Origin of the sequence: Streptomyces gilvosporeus (assembly GCF_002082195.1) — a bacterium.
Lineage (GTDB): Bacteria > Actinomycetota > Actinomycetes > Streptomycetales > Streptomycetaceae > Streptomyces > Streptomyces gilvosporeus.
Map to the genome: position 1 here is coordinate 7119819 of NZ_CP020569.1, position 15832 is coordinate 7135650.

16 protein-coding genes and 1 pseudogene are annotated in these 15832 nt (G+C 75.1%); 13 read left to right on the forward strand and 4 right to left on the reverse strand.

Annotated elements, in window-relative coordinates:
- The first annotated feature begins 45 nt into the window (after nucleotides 1-45).
- The 3 genes and pseudogenes from B1H19_RS40080 to B1H19_RS40910 form a co-directional block, all read left to right on the forward strand.
- Complete coding sequence (locus B1H19_RS40080; RefSeq protein ID WP_418361529.1) at nucleotides 46-729, forward strand: glycosyltransferase family 2 protein; 684 nt, start codon at nucleotides 46-48, stop codon at nucleotides 727-729.
- Nucleotides 726-1385 (forward strand): TIGR04282 family arsenosugar biosynthesis glycosyltransferase, encoded by a 660-nt coding sequence (locus tag B1H19_RS40085; RefSeq protein WP_083108148.1) that lies wholly within the window; start codon nucleotides 726-728, stop codon nucleotides 1383-1385. The genes B1H19_RS40080 and B1H19_RS40085 overlap by 4 nt, the downstream gene beginning before the upstream one ends.
- Nucleotides 1382-1816, forward strand: a pseudogene (locus B1H19_RS40910) (class I SAM-dependent methyltransferase); the annotation flags it as partial. The gene B1H19_RS40085 and the pseudogene B1H19_RS40910, both read left to right, overlap by 4 nt.
- Nucleotides 1817-2016: 200 nt before the next feature.
- Here the strand turns inward: B1H19_RS40910 and B1H19_RS39355 are convergent.
- Together B1H19_RS39355 and B1H19_RS31575 are read right to left on the reverse strand one after the other, a co-directional pair.
- Nucleotides 2017-2619, reverse strand: a complete 603-nt coding sequence (locus B1H19_RS39355; RefSeq protein ID WP_237289618.1) for a hypothetical protein — start codon at nucleotides 2617-2619, stop codon at nucleotides 2017-2019.
- A complete protein-coding gene (locus B1H19_RS31575) occupies nucleotides 2616-3878 on the reverse strand; it encodes a molybdopterin-dependent oxidoreductase (RefSeq protein ID WP_083108154.1) in 1263 nt (420 codons plus the stop codon). The genes B1H19_RS39355 and B1H19_RS31575 overlap by 4 nt, the downstream gene beginning before the upstream one ends.
- Before the next feature lie 114 nt (nucleotides 3879-3992).
- Here B1H19_RS31575 and B1H19_RS31580 point away from each other — a divergent pair, with 114 nt between their 5' ends.
- Nucleotides 3993-5402, forward strand: coding sequence for a hypothetical protein (locus B1H19_RS31580; RefSeq protein WP_083108156.1), 1410 nt, complete (start codon nucleotides 3993-3995; stop codon nucleotides 5400-5402).
- Here the strand turns inward: B1H19_RS31580 and B1H19_RS31585 are convergent.
- Together B1H19_RS31585 and B1H19_RS31590 are read right to left on the reverse strand one after the other, a co-directional pair.
- Nucleotides 5361-5702 carry a hypothetical protein gene (locus tag B1H19_RS31585; protein WP_237289619.1) on the reverse strand — a complete coding sequence of 114 codons (342 nt, stop codon included), beginning with the start codon at nucleotides 5700-5702 and terminating at the stop codon, nucleotides 5361-5363. The genes B1H19_RS31580 and B1H19_RS31585 overlap by 42 nt on opposite strands.
- A gap of 118 nt (nucleotides 5703-5820) precedes the next feature.
- On the reverse strand, nucleotides 5821-7050 hold the full coding sequence (locus B1H19_RS31590; protein WP_083108158.1) for a serine hydrolase domain-containing protein: 1230 nt from the start codon (nucleotides 7048-7050) through the stop codon (nucleotides 5821-5823).
- A gap of 181 nt (nucleotides 7051-7231) precedes the next feature.
- On the opposite strand from B1H19_RS31590, the gene B1H19_RS31595 reads away from it, so the two are divergent.
- From B1H19_RS31595 to B1H19_RS31635, 9 genes are all read left to right on the forward strand, one after another.
- Nucleotides 7232-7651, forward strand: coding sequence for a hypothetical protein (locus B1H19_RS31595; RefSeq protein WP_083109993.1), 420 nt, complete (start codon nucleotides 7232-7234; stop codon nucleotides 7649-7651).
- A 59-nt stretch (nucleotides 7652-7710) separates the two neighbouring features.
- The gene (locus B1H19_RS31600; RefSeq protein WP_083108160.1) at nucleotides 7711-8331 is read left to right on the forward strand and encodes a 2Fe-2S iron-sulfur cluster-binding protein; all 621 of its coding nucleotides are present in this window, start codon (nucleotides 7711-7713) and stop codon (nucleotides 8329-8331) included.
- Nucleotides 8328-9314, forward strand: a complete 987-nt coding sequence (locus B1H19_RS31605) for an FAD binding domain-containing protein (protein WP_083108162.1) — start codon at nucleotides 8328-8330, stop codon at nucleotides 9312-9314. The genes B1H19_RS31600 and B1H19_RS31605 overlap by 4 nt, the downstream gene beginning before the upstream one ends.
- A gap of 69 nt (nucleotides 9315-9383) precedes the next feature.
- On the forward strand, nucleotides 9384-11486 hold the full coding sequence (locus B1H19_RS31610; protein WP_083108164.1) for a xanthine dehydrogenase family protein molybdopterin-binding subunit: 2103 nt from the start codon (nucleotides 9384-9386) through the stop codon (nucleotides 11484-11486).
- A 141-nt stretch (nucleotides 11487-11627) separates the two neighbouring features.
- Nucleotides 11628-12083: an ATP-binding protein gene (locus tag B1H19_RS31615; protein ID WP_083108166.1), complete on the forward strand. Its 456-nt coding sequence runs from the start codon at nucleotides 11628-11630 to the stop codon at nucleotides 12081-12083.
- A 68-nt stretch (nucleotides 12084-12151) separates the two neighbouring features.
- Entirely contained in the window at nucleotides 12152-12586 is a 435-nt protein-coding gene (locus B1H19_RS31620; protein WP_083108167.1) for a hypothetical protein, read from the forward strand.
- A gap of 120 nt (nucleotides 12587-12706) precedes the next feature.
- Nucleotides 12707-13117, forward strand: coding sequence for a hypothetical protein (locus B1H19_RS31625; RefSeq protein ID WP_083108169.1), 411 nt, complete (start codon nucleotides 12707-12709; stop codon nucleotides 13115-13117).
- Between the two features lie 196 nt (nucleotides 13118-13313).
- Nucleotides 13314-14372 (forward strand): PLP-dependent cysteine synthase family protein, encoded by a 1059-nt coding sequence (locus tag B1H19_RS31630; protein WP_237289921.1) that lies wholly within the window; start codon nucleotides 13314-13316, stop codon nucleotides 14370-14372.
- Nucleotides 14369-15661 (forward strand): MFS transporter, encoded by a 1293-nt coding sequence (locus B1H19_RS31635; protein WP_083108173.1) that lies wholly within the window; start codon nucleotides 14369-14371, stop codon nucleotides 15659-15661. The genes B1H19_RS31630 and B1H19_RS31635 overlap by 4 nt, the downstream gene beginning before the upstream one ends.
- Nucleotides 15662-15832 lie beyond the last annotated feature (171 nt).

The following is a 15832-nucleotide window of genomic DNA, read 5'->3' on the forward strand; positions in this document are numbered from 1 at the left end:
TCCCCCCGTCGCGCCTCCCCGCGCCGCCCCGCCCCGGTGGACGTGGTGCTCCCCTGTCTGGACGAGGCCGCTGCGCTGCCCTGGGTGCTGGCCCGTATTCCCGACGGCTGGCGGGCGATCGTGGTCGACAACGGTTCCACGGACGGCTCCGCCGCCGTCGCCCGCGATCTGGGCGCCACCGTCGTGACCGAACCCCGCCGCGGCTTCGGCGCCGCCTGCCACGCCGGACTGCTCGCCGCCGACGCCGACATCGTCTGCTTCTGCGACTGTGACGCCTCCCTCGACCCGGGCCTGCTGGCGCCCTTCGTACGGGCCGTACGCGACGGCGAGGCGGATCTGGTGCTGGGCCGCCGGCGCCCCCAGGGCCGCGGCGCCTGGCCCCCGCACGCCCGGTTCGGCAACCTCGCCCTGACCCGGATGCTGCGCCGTCGCACCGGCCTGCGGCTGCACGACCTCGGCCCGCTGCGCGCCGCCCGCCGCGGCGCCCTGCTGGACCTGGACCTCACCGACCGCCGCAGCGGCTATCCGCTCCAGATGGTCGTCCGCGCCGCCGACGCGGGCTGGCGGATCGCCGAACGCGACGTCCCCTACCGCCCGCGCACCGGCCGCTCCAAGGTCACCGGCACCTGGCGCGGCACCTGGCACGCGGTCCGCGATATGCGCGCGGTACTGCGCCAGCCCCCGCCCGGGGCCCGTACGGACGCGACGGCGAAGGAGACGGCCCGATGAGCCCTTCGGACGGCGGCACGGGTCCGACGGCCCTACTGGTCATCGCCAAGGAACCGGTGCCCGGCCGGGTCAAGACCCGGCTCACCCCGCCCTACACCCCGCACCAGGCCGCCGAGTTGGCGCGGGCCGCGCTGCACGACACCCTGTGGGCCGTACGGGCCATGCCCGCCCGGCGGCGGGTCGTCGTCCTCGACGGGCGGCCCGGCACCTGGCTGCCCGACGGGTTCGAGGTGCGGCCCCAGTGCGCGGGCGGCCTCGACGAACGACTGGCCGCCGCCTTCGCCGGCAGCCGGGGCCCGACCCTCCTCCTGGGCATGGACACCCCGCAGATCACCCCCCGACTCCTCGCCCCCGCACTGGAGTCGGCGGCATGGCGGGACTGCGACGCCTGGTTCGGCCCGGCCGAGGACGGCGGCTTCTGGGCACTCGGCCTGGCCGACCCCGACCCCCGACTGCTCCGCGGCGTCCCGATGTCGACCCCGCACACCGGTGCCACCCAGCGCGCCCGGCTGCTCGCGGCCGGCCTGCGGGTACGGGATCTGCCGCCGCTGCGCGACGTCGACACGGCCGCCGACGCCGATGCCGTCGCGGCCGCCGCGCCCGGCGGACGCTTCGCCGCCACCCTGGCCCGGCTGACGGCGGTCGCCGGACGATGAACGCGACCACCCATCGCGCCCCCACCTGGGGCGCCGATCCGTACGCCGATGCGCTGCGCAGCGGCCGCGGTCCGCTGTTCCTGCGCCGCGCCGACGGCTGGCTGCTGCCCCTGGAGGTCGAGCGCTGGTGCGGCGGCACCGACGCCGCGGACCGCTCGGCGCTGCGCCGCTGCAAGGGCGGCGTGCTCGACATCGGCTGCGGCCCGGGCCGGCTCGTCGCCGCGCTGGCCGCGCAGGGCCGCCGGGCGCTCGGCATCGATGTGAGCGAGGCCGCGGTGGCCCGTACGGCCGCGATCGGCGGCTCCGCCCTGTGCCGTTCGGTCTTCGACCCCCTCCCGGACGAAGGGCATTGGGGCACCGCGCTGCTCCTGGACGGCAACATCGGCATCGGCGGCGACCCCCGCGCCCTTCTCCTGCGGACCGCCGAACTCCTCGCCCCACGCGGCACGCTGATCGTGGAGACCACGGCCGCGGACGTCGACGAACGGGTCGAGGTCCAGGTCGACGGCGGATCCGGCGCAGCGGGCGGCTTCTTCCCCTGGGCCCGGGTGGGCACCCCCGCGCTGCTGCGGTACGCGGCCGAGGCCGGCTGGGCGCCGGCGGAATCGTGGTCCGTTCCGGCGCCCCCGGATCAGCGTCCCGACTCCGCCGAGCGCCGCTTCGTGGCCCTGCGCCGCCGCACCCGCGCCGCCGTACCGCGCAGCCGGGGCCCCGCCGCACGGGCCGACAGCACCAGCGCCGACAGGGCGAACAGCCCGGCGGTCAGCAGCAGCCAGCGGGCGAGGAAGTCCTCGCCGGGCAGGCCGGTGACGGACGTGTAGTCCGCCGCCGGCAGGCCGCCCGGCCAGCCCGCCGAGCCCGCGATCAGCGGGAACCACACCAGCAGCAACAGCCCCGACAGCGCGGCGGGCACCCGGACATGGGCCGTCCAGGCCCGGTGCCGCCCGGTGCCCGCCGTCGCCGCGCTCACCGCCCGGTCGGCGAGCGAGTACAGCGGCAGCAGCACCAGATCGTGCAGCAGCGCCGCCCCCGCGAACCACACCACGACCAGCGGCCACCGGGCGACGCCGAGCAGCCGCAGGCCCGCGTAGCCGGTGAGCGCGAACGAGGCGAGCATCAGCAGCAGATGCAGCGTTCCCTCGCCGTAGCGGGAGCGGCGCCTCAGCCGCGTCAGCGCTGCCGTCAGCCGTGCCGTCCGCCCCGCCGTCGGCCGCCGCGTCCACCGCCCCCTCATGACGACTCCCCGAAGGTCAGCCGGGACACCCATTTGGTGTTGAGCACCCCGGGCGCGCCCGGCACGATGATCCGCGCCGGATAGCCGTGGTCCGCGGACAGCTCCGCGCCGCCCACCCGCAGCGCGAGCAGGGCGCGCCCGTCGCGCACCTGGTTGGCGCGCAGCGCGGCCCGCCGGAACGCGCCGTGCAGCTGGAGCGACTCCACCAGGACGTCCGGCGGCCGTTCGCCCAGCCCCACCAGCGCGGCCAGATCGCGCAGCCGCACCCCGCTCCACAGCTGATCGTCCGTCGACCAGCCCTCGACACAGGCGATCGGCAGCGCCGCCCGGTGCTGCGGCATCCGCAGCAGCTCGGCGCGGCTCAGCCGCACCCGGCGCCCGCCGCCCTCGACCGTCAGCCGCCAGTCGTCGCCGGTGTCCTGCGGGCGGATCCCCACATGGGCGGCGGTCTTGTTGATCTGAAAGCCGTTCGGCCCGCTGCCCGGGTCCGCCCCGCCGTGCGGCGCCAGCAGGGCCGTCCGCCGCCACCGTCCGCCGATGCTCTGCCCCGCCGTCGTCGCGAACAGCAGCAGCGAACCGCCGCCGACCAGCCACAGCGCGCCGCGCCGCGAGACGGTCGGCGGGGCGGGCCGCGGGGCCACCAGCCCGGTCTCGTCGGCGTCCGACGGCGGATCGGTGCGCTCCCGCAGGGCCCGCACCGTCCGCGGCATCCGCAGCACCACATGCGCCACGAACGCGCCGATGAACACCCACGCCCCGTAGAAGTGCAGCCGGTAGAACGACCCGGGGAAGACGTAGTCCAGCTGGATGTTGAGAATCCCCGTGACGAACTCGAACAGCGCGCCGCCGACCAGCAACAGCAGCGACAGCCGCTCCAGCGCATGCCCGGGCGACCGGGCCGGCGGCAGCGTGAACAGCTTCGGGATCACCGACCAGAGCTTCGCCAGCAGCACGGGCACCAGGGTGATGCCGAGCGTGACATGGACCCCCTGGGTGACCCGGTAGAGCCAGTACGGGCCCGTCGGCCAGGGGAAGAGGTAGAAGCCGAGCAGGCCCTTGTCCGGTGTCTGGTCGTTGACGCCGCCCGCCAGATCCGGGTTGTAGGCGGCGTACGACAGCAGCCCGGTCACGAACAGCAGCGTGATACCGGCCAGCAGGACGACACCGAGCAGCGCCGTCAGCCGGGGGCCGCGCAGCGGACTGCGCCAGAAGGACGGGGAGGTCGGGGGAGTCGGGGGAGTGAGGCGAGAGGCACCCATGCGCCGACCGTAAGCCGCGCACGGTGCGCCGAGGGGGCGTTGACCGATGACGAAACTCTGACGTCGGCGGATCGGCGGCGCCCCGTCGCCCACTCGGCGCTCTAGCGTGCCGGTGTGATCCCGCGACCGACCTCTCCAGCCCGCGCCGGTGCGGCAGCCCCCGCGACCCCGGGCGAACGCGCCGTGCACCGTGCCGATCTGCTGGCCGCCGCCGGCGGCGCCCTCCTCGTCGTGGCCGCCGCCGTCATCGGCACCGTCATCCAGCGCGCCACCGGCAACCTCCGCGTCAACTGGCCCCCGCTGTACGCCTCCTGGTTCCCCCACCTGGGCCCCGGCACCCCCGCCGCGCTCGCCGTCGCCGCCCTCGTCATCGCCTACGGGCCCCCGCTGGCCGCCCGGCTGCCCTGGCGCGCGCTCGTCGGGTCCGCCTGGCTCGCCGCCCTGGCCTGGACCTGGTCGCTGGCCCTGATCGACGGCTTCGCCACCGGCGTCGCCCGCCGCCTCACCACCGCCTACGAGTACCTGACGGTCATCCACCGCTTCGACCACATCGGCCCCACGCTGCGCGACTTCACCCACCACATCCTTCTCCACCACGGGCCGGATTCCTGGCCCGCGCATGTCGCCGGGCACCCGCCGGCCGCCACCCTCACCTTCGTCGTCCTCGACCGCATCGGCCTGGGCGGCGGCGCCTGGGCCGGGATCTGGTGCATCACCCTGGGCACCTCCGCGGCGGCCGCCGCCCTCATCGCCCTGCGCGCCCTCACCGACGAGCGCACCGCACGCCGGGCCGCGCCGTTCCTCGTCCTGGCCCCGGCCGCCGTCTGGGTCGGCACCTCCGCGGACGGCTACTTCGCCGGCGTCGCCGCCTGGGCGCTGGCCTTCCTGGCCCTGGCCGCCACCCGCACGGCCCGCGTCCCGGCGGCCGCCGCCCTGGTCTCCGGCCTGCTCTTCGGCCTGACGTGCTACCTCTCCTACGGCCTCACCCTCATCGCGGTGATCGCGGCCGCCGTGCTGCTGACGGCCCGTACGGCCCGCCCGCTGCCGCTGTTCCTGACCGGCGCGGCCGCCGTCGCCGCCGCCTTCACCCTCGCGGGTTTCTCCTGGTGGGAGGGGTACCGCCTGCTGGTCGAGCGCTACTACCAGGGCGCCGCCGCGGTCCGCCCGTACGCGTACTGGGTCTGGGGCAATCTGGCCTGCACGGTACTGATCACGGGACTTGCGACCGTGGCCGGGCTGCGGCACGCCGTGGCCCGCGGGCCACGGGCACTGCGCGGGCTGCGGCACGGGGACGCGGCGGCCGGCGACCGGCTGCGGATTCTCGTGCTGGCCGCGCTCCTGGCCCTGCTCGTCGCCGACCTGTCCGGGATGAGCAAGGCGGAGACGGAACGGATCTGGCTGCCGTTCGCCGTCTGGCTGCTGCCCGCGGCCGCCCTGCTGCCCGCCGCCCGGCACCGCCACTGGCTGACCGCCCAGGCCGTCCTAGCGCTCCTCGTCAACCACCTTCTGTACACCGGATGGTGACATCCAGTCGGGGTAGCTGGACCAGGGGAACATCGAGCGGGCCGAGTTCACCCGCCCGGGACGCAGGATCCGCAGCGGACCGCGGTTGCAGGCGGGGCACTGGGCGCGCGTCAGGGGCGAGGGGACCCGGCGTCCGCGTTCGTAGTAGTCGATCCGGCGCTGCCCGGACTCGTCGGTGGAATGGCGGATCTCGTACTCCTCCTCCCAGCCGTAGCCGCAGTGCAGGCAGACGAACGAATACGCCTCGTGGACGGCCTCGGGGTCCGGGCCCGGGTGCCTCTCGGTGTCCCTGTCCATCATCGCTACCGCCTTTCCCCGGGCCCCGCGCAACCTGGCGCGGGGCACGGATCCGTGCCGCATTTCTCCATTATTGCGCTGCGCCCGGGCCCGCGCGGAGTGTGCGGACGGGGCTCGGCGCTCAGCGCGGCGCGTGCCCGGACGGACGCGGTCGGTGCTGCCCCAGCGCCTCGTACGTCGCCGCGATCAGCGCCGTATTGCGGGGGTCGGCGTCGCCCGTGGCGCCACTGCCGTATTTGTTCATCGCATATGCGTAGGACAGGCCGTTCTCCGGATCCGCGAAGGCGAACGAACCGCCCGCCCCGCCGTGCCCGAAGGCCCGCGGGTTGGGACCCGCCTGCCGCTGGTGGTTGAGCATGAAGCCCAGCCCCCACCGCCGCTCCGTCCCGGGCGGCGCCAGCGCATCGATCGCCAGATCCGGCTCATGGGGCAGGCTCTGCGGCTCCCGCATCGCCTCCAGCGTGGCCGGGCCGACCAGCCTGCCGCCCGCCAGCGCCCCGTAGACGGTGGCCAGACCGTGCGCCGAGGCGTGCGCATTGCCCGCCGGGATCTCGGCCGAGCGGTAGGCGGCCGTGTTGACGTCGCCGGTGGGGATGTACGTCAGCGCCAGCATCACCACCGCCAGCGGATGGTCGGCCAGCGAGCGGAACGGCGGCTGCGGAATGCCCGGGAAGCGCTCGGCGATCCGCGCCTCGTCCAGCTGCCCCACCATCTCCGCACACCGCGCATGCTCCTCGGCGGGCGTGCCGATGAACACCCGTGCCCCCAGCGGCCCGGCGATCTCGCGGCGCAGGAACGCCCCGAGCGAGACCCCGCTGATCCGCCGGACCACCTCGCCCACCAGGTAGCCGAAGGTCACCGCGTGATACCCCTGCGCGGTGCCCGGCTCCCACCAGGGCGGGGCGGCGGCGAGCGCGGCGCAGACATGGTCCCAGTCGTGGGCGTACCGCTCGGCCACCGGCTCGCGGGGGGCGATCACCCCGGCCCGGTGGCTCAGCAGCCAGCGCACCGGCAGCTCCGCCTTGCCCGCCTGCGCGAACTCCGGCCAGTACCGCGCGACCGGCGCATCGAGGTCCAGCTCGCCCCGGTCCACCAGGAGATGGGCGCACAGCGCGGTCATCCCCTTCGACGTCGAGTAGACGTTGACCAGCGTGTCGTGCTCCCAGCGGCGGGTCCGCGCCGCGTCCGCATGGCCGCCCCACAGATCGACCACCGTCCGCCCGCCGACGGTCACCGTCACCGCCGCGCCCACCTCCCCGTGCACCCGGAAGTTGCGTACGAAGGCCGCCCGCACCCCCTCGAATCCGGCTGCGCAGTGACCGCTCACGGTGGCGTCGTCCGACGGTCCCATGCTGCGTCTCCCTCGTGCCGGATCCGCGCGGCCGTTCCGCCGGATCTGCCCTGTACGGGATGATCCGTCCCGTCCTATGCCCGTGGCAACCAAGCGACCCCCGTACGGCTCACGGGACGTGCCCGCACCGGGCCGCCGGGCGAGCCTGGAAGGGCCCGGCTCCCACAGGAAGGCCCCCATGGTGAACAGCGCGGAACAGGCGTCCCACGCGGAGAACTCCGACCGACCCCAGCCCCCGGACCCGTCGGTGCAACCGGACGAGGTCCTGGTGGAGGTCGTCGGCTGCGCGGCACAGGACGCGCACGCGGTCTTCAGCGCCCTGCGCGAGTCCTTCGCCTCCGACCGGGCCGCGGACGATGTGCCCACGGAGATCAACGGGGCGAGCGCGACCGTGTGGACCGCGACCGTCGACGTCACCGACCTGCACGGCCAGGCCGCGCCGCGCCGGCTGACCGCGCCTGTCACCGTCGACCTCCAGGGCGGTTACTGGGCGGTCAACCGGATCCGCGAGAGCCTCACGCATGCGTTCGCGGTGCGGGTGGTCGGCACGGCCGCCGGCGACCAGGAGGAAGAGGTCCAGCTGCGGCTGGAGAACCGCTGAGGCCGGGCCCGGGACGGCACGGGAAGCACAGCTGACGGCGGACGGGAAGGCGCGAACGAGTGGACTCCAGCAATCGGCCGGCCGGCGGCGCCGGGGTACCGCGGTCGGCGGCGACCGGCGAGCGGTCCGAGGTGATCCTGCGGGTCAACGGGACGACGTACACACTGGCCGTGGACCACCGCGCCACCCTCCTGGACGTGCTGCGCGAACGACTCGATCTGACCGGCGCCAAGAAGGGCTGCGACCACGGGCAGTGCGGGGCGTGCACGGTGCTGGTCGACGGGCGGCGGGCCAACAGCTGCCTGCTGCTGGCCGTGGCGCAGGACGGCAGGCATCTGACCACCGTCGAGGGCCTCGCCGACGGGCTGCGGCTGCACCCGCTCCAGGAGGCGTTCCTGGCCCGCGACGCCCTCCAGTGCGGCTACTGCACGCCCGGCCAGATCTGTTCGGCGCTCGGGGTGCTGCGGGAGGCGGCGGCCGGCTTCCCCTCGTACGTCACGCCCCCCGAGGCGCGCTCCGGGGCCCCGGTGGAGCTCACCGACGACGAGATCCGGGAGCGGATGAGCGGCAATCTGTGCCGGTGCGGCGCCTATCCCCGCATCGTCGAAGCGGTCGGTGACGTGCGGGACGCGGCGGCAGGCGGCGACGGGGGCGGCCGGGCTGCGGGGGAGGAGTCATGAAGCCGTTCGGATATGTGCGGGCCGGAAGCGTGGCACACGCCGTCCAGGTGGCGGCCGAGCGGCCCGGGGCGCGGTTCCTGGGCGGCGGCACCAACCTCGTCGATCTGATGAAGCTCGGCGTGGAGTCACCGCCGCTGCTCATCGACGTCAGTCGGCTGCCGCTGGACCGTATCGAGGAGCTGGCGGACGGCGGGCTGCGGATCGGGGCGATGGTCCGCAACAGCGATCTGGCCGCGGCCCCGGCCGTCCGCGACCGCTATCCCGTGCTCTCGCAGGCGGTGCTCGCCGGCGCCTCGGGGCAGCTGCGGAACACCGCGACCACCGGCGGCAATCTGCTCCAGCGCACCCGCTGCCTCTACTTCCAGGACGTGACCAAACCCTGCAACAAGCGCGCACCGGGCACCGGTTGCCCGGCCCGCGAGGGTACCCACCGCGATCTGGCCGTCCTGGGGCACTCCGAGCACTGCATCGCCACCCAGCCCTCGGATATGGCCGTCGCCCTCGCCGCCCTGGACGCCACCGTCCATCTGCACGGCCCCGACGGCGAGCGCAGCGTCCCGGTGACCGCCTTCCACCGGCTGCCCGGCGACCGGCCCGACCGCGACACGGTGATCCGCACCGGCGAACTGCTCACCGCCGTCGAGCTGCCGCCCGCCCTCCCCGGCGTGCACATGCGCTACCGCAAGGCCCGCGACCGCACCTCGTTCGCCTTCGCCCTGGTCTCCGTCGCGGCCGTGCTCGCCGTCCGCGACGGCGCCGTACGGCATGCGGCGCTGGCCTACGGCGGGCTGGCGCACCGGCCGTGGCGGGCCCGCGCGGCCGAGGCGGTGCTGCACGGCGCGTCCGCCACCGAGGACACCTTCGCCCGCGCCGCCGACGCCGAACTCGCCGCCGCCCGCCCGCTGCGCGACAACGGCTTCAAGGTCGCCCTGGCGCGCAACCTCACGGTCGGCGTGCTGGCCGACCTGGCCGCCCGTGCGTGATGCGCGCCCGACGACCCGCGCCCGACCACCCGTGCGTGACCACCCGTGCGTGACGAAAGGACACCCGCCATGGCCGCCGCCCCGTCCCCCCTCGGTGAACCGCTCGTCCGGCGCGAAGGCCGGGAGAAGGTCACCGGGGCCGCCCGCTACGCCGCGGAGCACACCCCGCCGGGCTGCGCCTACGCCTGGCCGGTGCCCGCCACCATCGCCCGCGGCCGGATCACCGACCTCGACACCACCGCGGCCCTGGCCCTGCCCGGCGTCCACGCGGTGCTCACCCACCTCGATGCGCCCCGCCTGGCCGCCCCCGGGGACCGTACGCTGGCCGTCCTCCAGGACGACCGGGTCCCGCACCGCGGCTGGTATGTCGCCCTGGTCGTCGCCGACGGCCTGGAGACGGCCCGCGCGGCGGCCGAGGAGGTCCACGTCACCTACGAGCCCGAGCCGCACGACGCACGGCTCACACCCGACCACCCGGGCCTGTACGAGCCGGCGCTGGCGAACGGCCTCTACCCCGCCACCCGCGAACGGGGCGACGTCGAGGCCGCGTTCGCCGCGGCCCCGGCCACCGTCGATGCGACCTACACCATGCCCCCGCTGCACAACCACCCCATGGAACCGCACGCCTCCACCGCCCGCTGGACCCACGGACACCTCACCGTCCACGACTCCAGCCAGGGCGCCACCAAGGTGCGCGACGACCTCGCCGCCCTGTTCGGACTCGGCCCCGACGACGTCACGGTCATCTCCGAGCACGTCGGCGGCGGCTTCGGCTCCAAGGGGACGCCCCGCCCCCAGGTCGTCCTGGCCGCGATGGCCGCCCAGGTCACCGGCCGCCCGGTCAAACTGGCCCTGCCGCGCCGCCAGCTGCCCGCCGTCGTCGGGCACCGCGCGCCCACCCTCCAGCGGGTACGCCTCGGCGCGAGCCGCGAGGGCGACCTCACCGCCCTCGCACAGGAGGTCACCACCTACACCTCCACCGTCGGCGGCTTCGTCGAGGGTGCCGCGGTCCCGGCCCGCGTCATGTACGCCTCGCCGCACAGCCGCACCCTGCACCGCGTCGCCGCGCTGGACGTGCCCAGCCCGTCGTGGATGCGGGCCCCGGGCGAGGCCCCCGGGATGTACGCCCTGGAGTGCGCCGTCGACGAACTCGCCGTCCACCTGGACCTCGATCCCGTGGAACTGCGGATCCGCAACGAGCCGGACGCCGAGCCCGACAGCGGCCGGCCGTTCAGCAGTCGCCATCTGGTGGAATGCCTGCGCCAGGGCGCCGACCGCTTCGGCTGGCTGCCCCGCGACCGGCGTCCGGGCCTGCGCCGCGAGGGAGACCTGCTGGTGGGCACAGGCGTCGCCGCGGCCACCTACCCCTACGTCCTGGTCGACGGATCCGCCGCCGAGGCCCGCGCCCACCCCGACGGCACCTACCGCATCCGCGTGAACGCCACCGACATCGGCACCGGCGCCCGCACCGTCCTCGCCCAGATCGCCGCCGCCGTACTCGGCGCGCCCGAGGACCACATCCGTATCGAGATCGGCAGCAGCGATCTGCCGCCCGGGGTGCTGGCCGGCGGCTCCGGCGGCACCGCCTCCTGGGGCTGGGCCGTGCACAAGGCCGCGACCGCGCTGGTGGCACGGCTGCGCGAGGAGCCCGGCCCGCTCCCCGCCAAGGGGCTGACGGCCACGGCGGACACCTACCAGGAGGCCGCCGCATCCAGCCCCTACGCCCGGCACTCCTTCGGCGCCCACTTCGCCGAGGTGCAGGTCGACACCGTCACCGGGGAGGTACGGGTGCGCCGTCTGCTGGGCATGTTCGCGGCCGGCCGGATCCTCAACCCCCGCACCGCGCGCTCCCAGTTCATCGGAGGTATGACCATGGGGCTGGGCATGGCCCTGACGGAGGACTGCGAACTGGACCCCGCCTTCGGCGACTTCACCGCCTGCGATCTGGCCTCCTACCACGTGCCGGTCTGCGCCGACATCCACGGCATCGAGGCGCACTGGATCGACGAGGACGATCCGCACCTCAACCCGATGGGCAGCAAGGGCATCGGCGAGATCGGCATCGTCGGGACCGCGGCGGCCCTGGCCAACGCGGTATGGCATGCCACCGGGATCCGGCTGCGCGATCTTCCGCTCACCCCGGACAAGGTCCTGGAACGGCTGAGCGACTGAGGGGCCGTCCGGACCCGTACGGGTGCCCGATCGCGGCACGAAGGGTTGCGGGCCCGGTCCCACGGGGGAACTCTGTCACCTCTGGTCGGCCATATGTCATCCCGCACGCTCAGATGAGCCCGACGCTGAGGAGCCACGACCATGACCCTTCCCCCCGACCGCCACTACGCGGTCGACCTGCACGCCTCGGCGGAACGTATGCCGCAGATCCGGCGCATCCTGGCCGCGCATCTGCGGTACTGGCGACTCGAACCGCATATCCCCTCGGTGTGCCGGGGGGTGACGGAACTGCTGGCCAATGTGCACCGCCATATCGGCCCCGGCGCGCGCTGCACCGTGGAACTGCGCCACGACGGGCGCCGGCTGACGGCCTCGGTGGCCGACGACGGCCCGCGGCTGCCGGCCCTGCCCGGCACCCTCGGCGGCGGACTGGCGACGGTCGCGGCCCTCAGCGACAGCTGGGGCACCTGGGGGACCGCCACCGGCAAGGTCATCTGGTTCAGCCGCCGGCTCGCGGCGGCCCCCGCGCCCCGGACCCCGCTGGGCACGGGCCCGGAGGTGACGGCGCAGCCGGAGCCGCTGACGTTCCTCGCCTGACGGCGCGATCCGGCCGCACCCGACACACCGTCAGGGGGCGGCCGGGCCATGTCGGTTACGATCGCGGCATGGCAACGGCTCGGTCGCCCCGGCGCAGCGCACGGGACCGCGGTGCAGCGGTCCCGTTCCGGCTGCTGTGGCCGACGCTGCTGGTGCTGTTCGGCGTGCTGCTCGTCCATGGCGCGGGCGCCGAGAACGCGGAGCACGCGGCTTCCCCCGTGTCTCCCGTGCCCGTCATGGCGGTGAACGCGTCCGTTCACGGTGACCACGGCACACATGCCGACCACGGCGAGCACCCCGGTCCGCCCGCCCCCGCGCACTCCCACGAGCTGTGCGTATCCGGCCATCCTCAGCAGGGCGCCGAGCTGACCCCGCCCTGTTCCGCACCGGGGACCACGAGCAGGGTGTACGCGGCCGGTCCGGTGCGGCCCGCCGCGGCCCGCGGTGTGCCGCTGCCGCCACCGTTGCGCGGCGCCACGGGCTCCGTCGTCCAGCAGATCTAGATTTCCGGCCGTTTCGGCCCAGGCGCCCGCCGCCTACGCGCTGCCCGCTGCCCCCCCACCCGCCGCCGTGCGCGCCGCTGCCGCGCGCCCACGAGGCGGAGCTCGTGCCACGGAGGACCCGTGTCCCTTCGTTCCCATCCGCGTACCTCTGCCCGTGCCCGTACCCGGCGGGCCGCCGTACTCCTGCTGCTCGCCGGGCTGTTACTGACCGCGCCGCCGTGTGCCCACGCAGCCGGCGGCCACCACCGTGCCGCCGGACCGGCGGCGGCGGCACAGCGCTCCGAGCGCGCCGATGTCCGCGCCCCGGTGCCCGAGGCCGCCCCCAGCGACGGCCCGCACACCGCATGCGGCCCCGGCCCGTCCGGACAGCCCCCGACGGTGCGGGCGGACGGCAGCAACGCCCCGTCGGCGGCGCCCGTCGCGGCGGCCGGGACCGTGTCGCAGCCGTCCGTACGCCGACGGCCCGCGCCGGAGCGGCCGCCGCGCACCGGCCGGACCACGCTCGCCCTCCTGTGCAGGTGCCGGATATAGGAGCCGCCCGCGCAGCCGGTCACCCCACCGGCCGCCGCGCGCCGTGCCCGACCGGCCGGCGCGCGAGAGGAGCGTCCCTGTCCCGCACACCGAACGAGAGCTACCGATGCACTCTCTTCCCACCCTGCCCACGCCCCCCGTCAGCCCCGACCCCACCCACCCCACCCACCGCACCCCCGGCCCCCCGGCCCCCGGGATGTCGGGCCTCGTCGGCAACACCCCCGTCCTGTACATCTCCGCACCGCTCACCCCGCCCGGCCGCGGCTTCTGGGCGAAGCTGGAGGGCCGTAACCCCGGCGGCATCAAGGACCGCCCGGGGCTGCACATGGTCGAACGCGCCCGCGCCCGCGGCGCCCTGCGGCCCGGCGGCCGGATCATCGAATCCACCAGCGGCACCCTCGGACTGGGCCTGGCGCTCGCCGGGATGGTGTACGGCCATCCCGTCACCCTGGTCACCGACCCCGGCCTGGAACCCTCGATGACCCGCCTGCTCACCGCCTACGGCGCGCGGGTCGACGTCGTCCCCGAACCCCACCCCAGCGGCGGCTGGCAGCAGGCGCGCCGCGACCGGGTGGCCCGCCTGCTTGCCGAGCACCCCGGCTCCTGGTGCCCGGACCAGTACCACAACCCCGACAACACCGCCGCCTACCTGCCGCTGGCGCTCGAACTCGCCTCGCAGCTCGGCCATATCGACGTGCTGGTGTGCAGCGTCGGCACCGGCGGCCACTCCGCCGGGATCTCCCGGGTGCTGCGTCAGCTCTACCCCGAACTGCGGCTCGTCGGCGTCGACACCATCGGCTCGACCATCTTCGGACAGCCCGCCCGGCCCCGGCTGATGCGCGGCCTGGGCTCCAGCATCTATCCGCGCAACGTCGCCTACGACCAGTTCAGCGAGGTGCACTGGGTCGCTCCGGGCGAGGCGGTGCACACCTGCCGCCGGCTGGCGGCCTCGCACTACGCCACCGGCGGCTGGAGCGTGGGCGCGGTCGCGCTGGTCGCGGGCTGGCTGTGCCGCACCGAGCCGCCCGGGACCCGTATCGCCGCGGTCTTCCCGGACGGGCCGCAGCGCTATCTGGAGACGGTCTACGACGACGCGTACTGCGCCGCCCACGGGCTGCTCGACGCGCCGCCCGCGGACGGGCCGCAGACGGTGGTGCGGATGGACGAGAAGGAGGTCACCGCCTGGAGCCGGTGCGCCGCCGTCGTCGATCCGCTCACCCTGCGCGCCCCGGGCACGAAGGAGGCGGGCCGGTGAAGGGCCTCCTCGTCCAGGTGCGGTCGTACGACCGCAGCGTCCGCCTCCTGATGGTCAATCAGTTCACCATCAACCTCGGCTTCTACATGCTGATGCCGTATCTGGCCGCCCATCTGTCCGGCACGCTGGGGCTGGCCGGATGGCTGGTCGGGCTGGTCCTCGGCGTCCGCAACTTCAGCCAGCAGGGGATGTTCCTGGTCGGCGGCACACTGGCCGACCGGCTCGGGTACAAGCCCCTGATCGTGGCCGGCTGCGTGCTGCGCACCGTCGGCTTCGCCACCCTCGGTCTGGTCGACTCGCTGCCCGCGCTGCTGGCGGCGTCCGCGGCCACCGGGCTCGCCGGGGCGCTGTTCAACCCGGCGGTACGGGCCTATCTGGCCGCCGGGGCGGGCGAGCGGCGACTGGAGGCGTTCGCGCTGTTCAACGTCTTCTACCAGGCGGGCATTCTGCTCGGCCCGCTGGTGGGCATGGTGCTGACCGGACTGGACTTCCGCGTCACCTGCCTGGTCGCGTCCGGGATCTTCGCGGTGCTGAGCCTGGTGCAGATCCGCGCCCTGCCGGCCCGCGGGGACGACGGGCGAGCGGGCGGCGACGGCGCGGGGACGGTGCGCTCCCAGTGGCGGCGGGTGCTGGCCAACCGGCCGTTCCTGCTCTTCTCCGGCGCCATGATCGGCTCCTATGTGCTCACGTTCCAGGTCTATCTGGCGCTCCCGCTGGAGGTGAAACGCCTGGGCGGCGAGGGGCGGTTCGGCACCGCCGCGGTGGCGGCGCTGTTCGCCGTGTCGGGGCTGAGCACCATCGCCGGGCAGACCAGGGTGACGGCCTGGTGCAAGGCCCGCCTGGCGCCCGGCCGGGCGCTGGCCTGGGGGCTGCTGACGATGGGGCTGGCCTTCGTGCCGATCCTGGCGGCCGGTGCGCTGCCGGTGCCCGATGCGGGCGTGGGCCGCTGGGTGCTGGCGGCACTGCCGCCGGCGCTGGCGGCCCTGCTGCTCGCCGTCGGCACGATGATCACCTACCCGTTCGAGATGGACACCCTCGTCCGGCTGTGCGGTGACCGCCTCGTCGCCACCCACTACGGGCTCTACAACACCATCTGCGGAATCGGCATCACCCTGGGCAATCTGCTGACCGGCGCGGCCCTGGACGCCTCCCGCGCGGCGGGACTGCCCGCCCTGCCCTGGATCGCCCTCTGGGCGCTGGGCCTGGTGTGCAGCGCCGCGCTGTACGGACTGCACCGCACCGGCCGGCTCGGCCCGGCCGCGGCGGTGCCGCAGCGGGCACCGGCCTGACCACACCGGCGGCCGTCCCCCGAGGCGGGGGCGGCCGCCCCCGCCCGCCCCGACCAGCAAGTTCGCCCCGCGTACCGCGTGGTGTCACATCTGCGATACCCCCCCTTCCCTGACGCTCGTTCCTCTTGGAACACTCTGCTCAGTCCGTGACCGCACAGCCCCTCACACCGC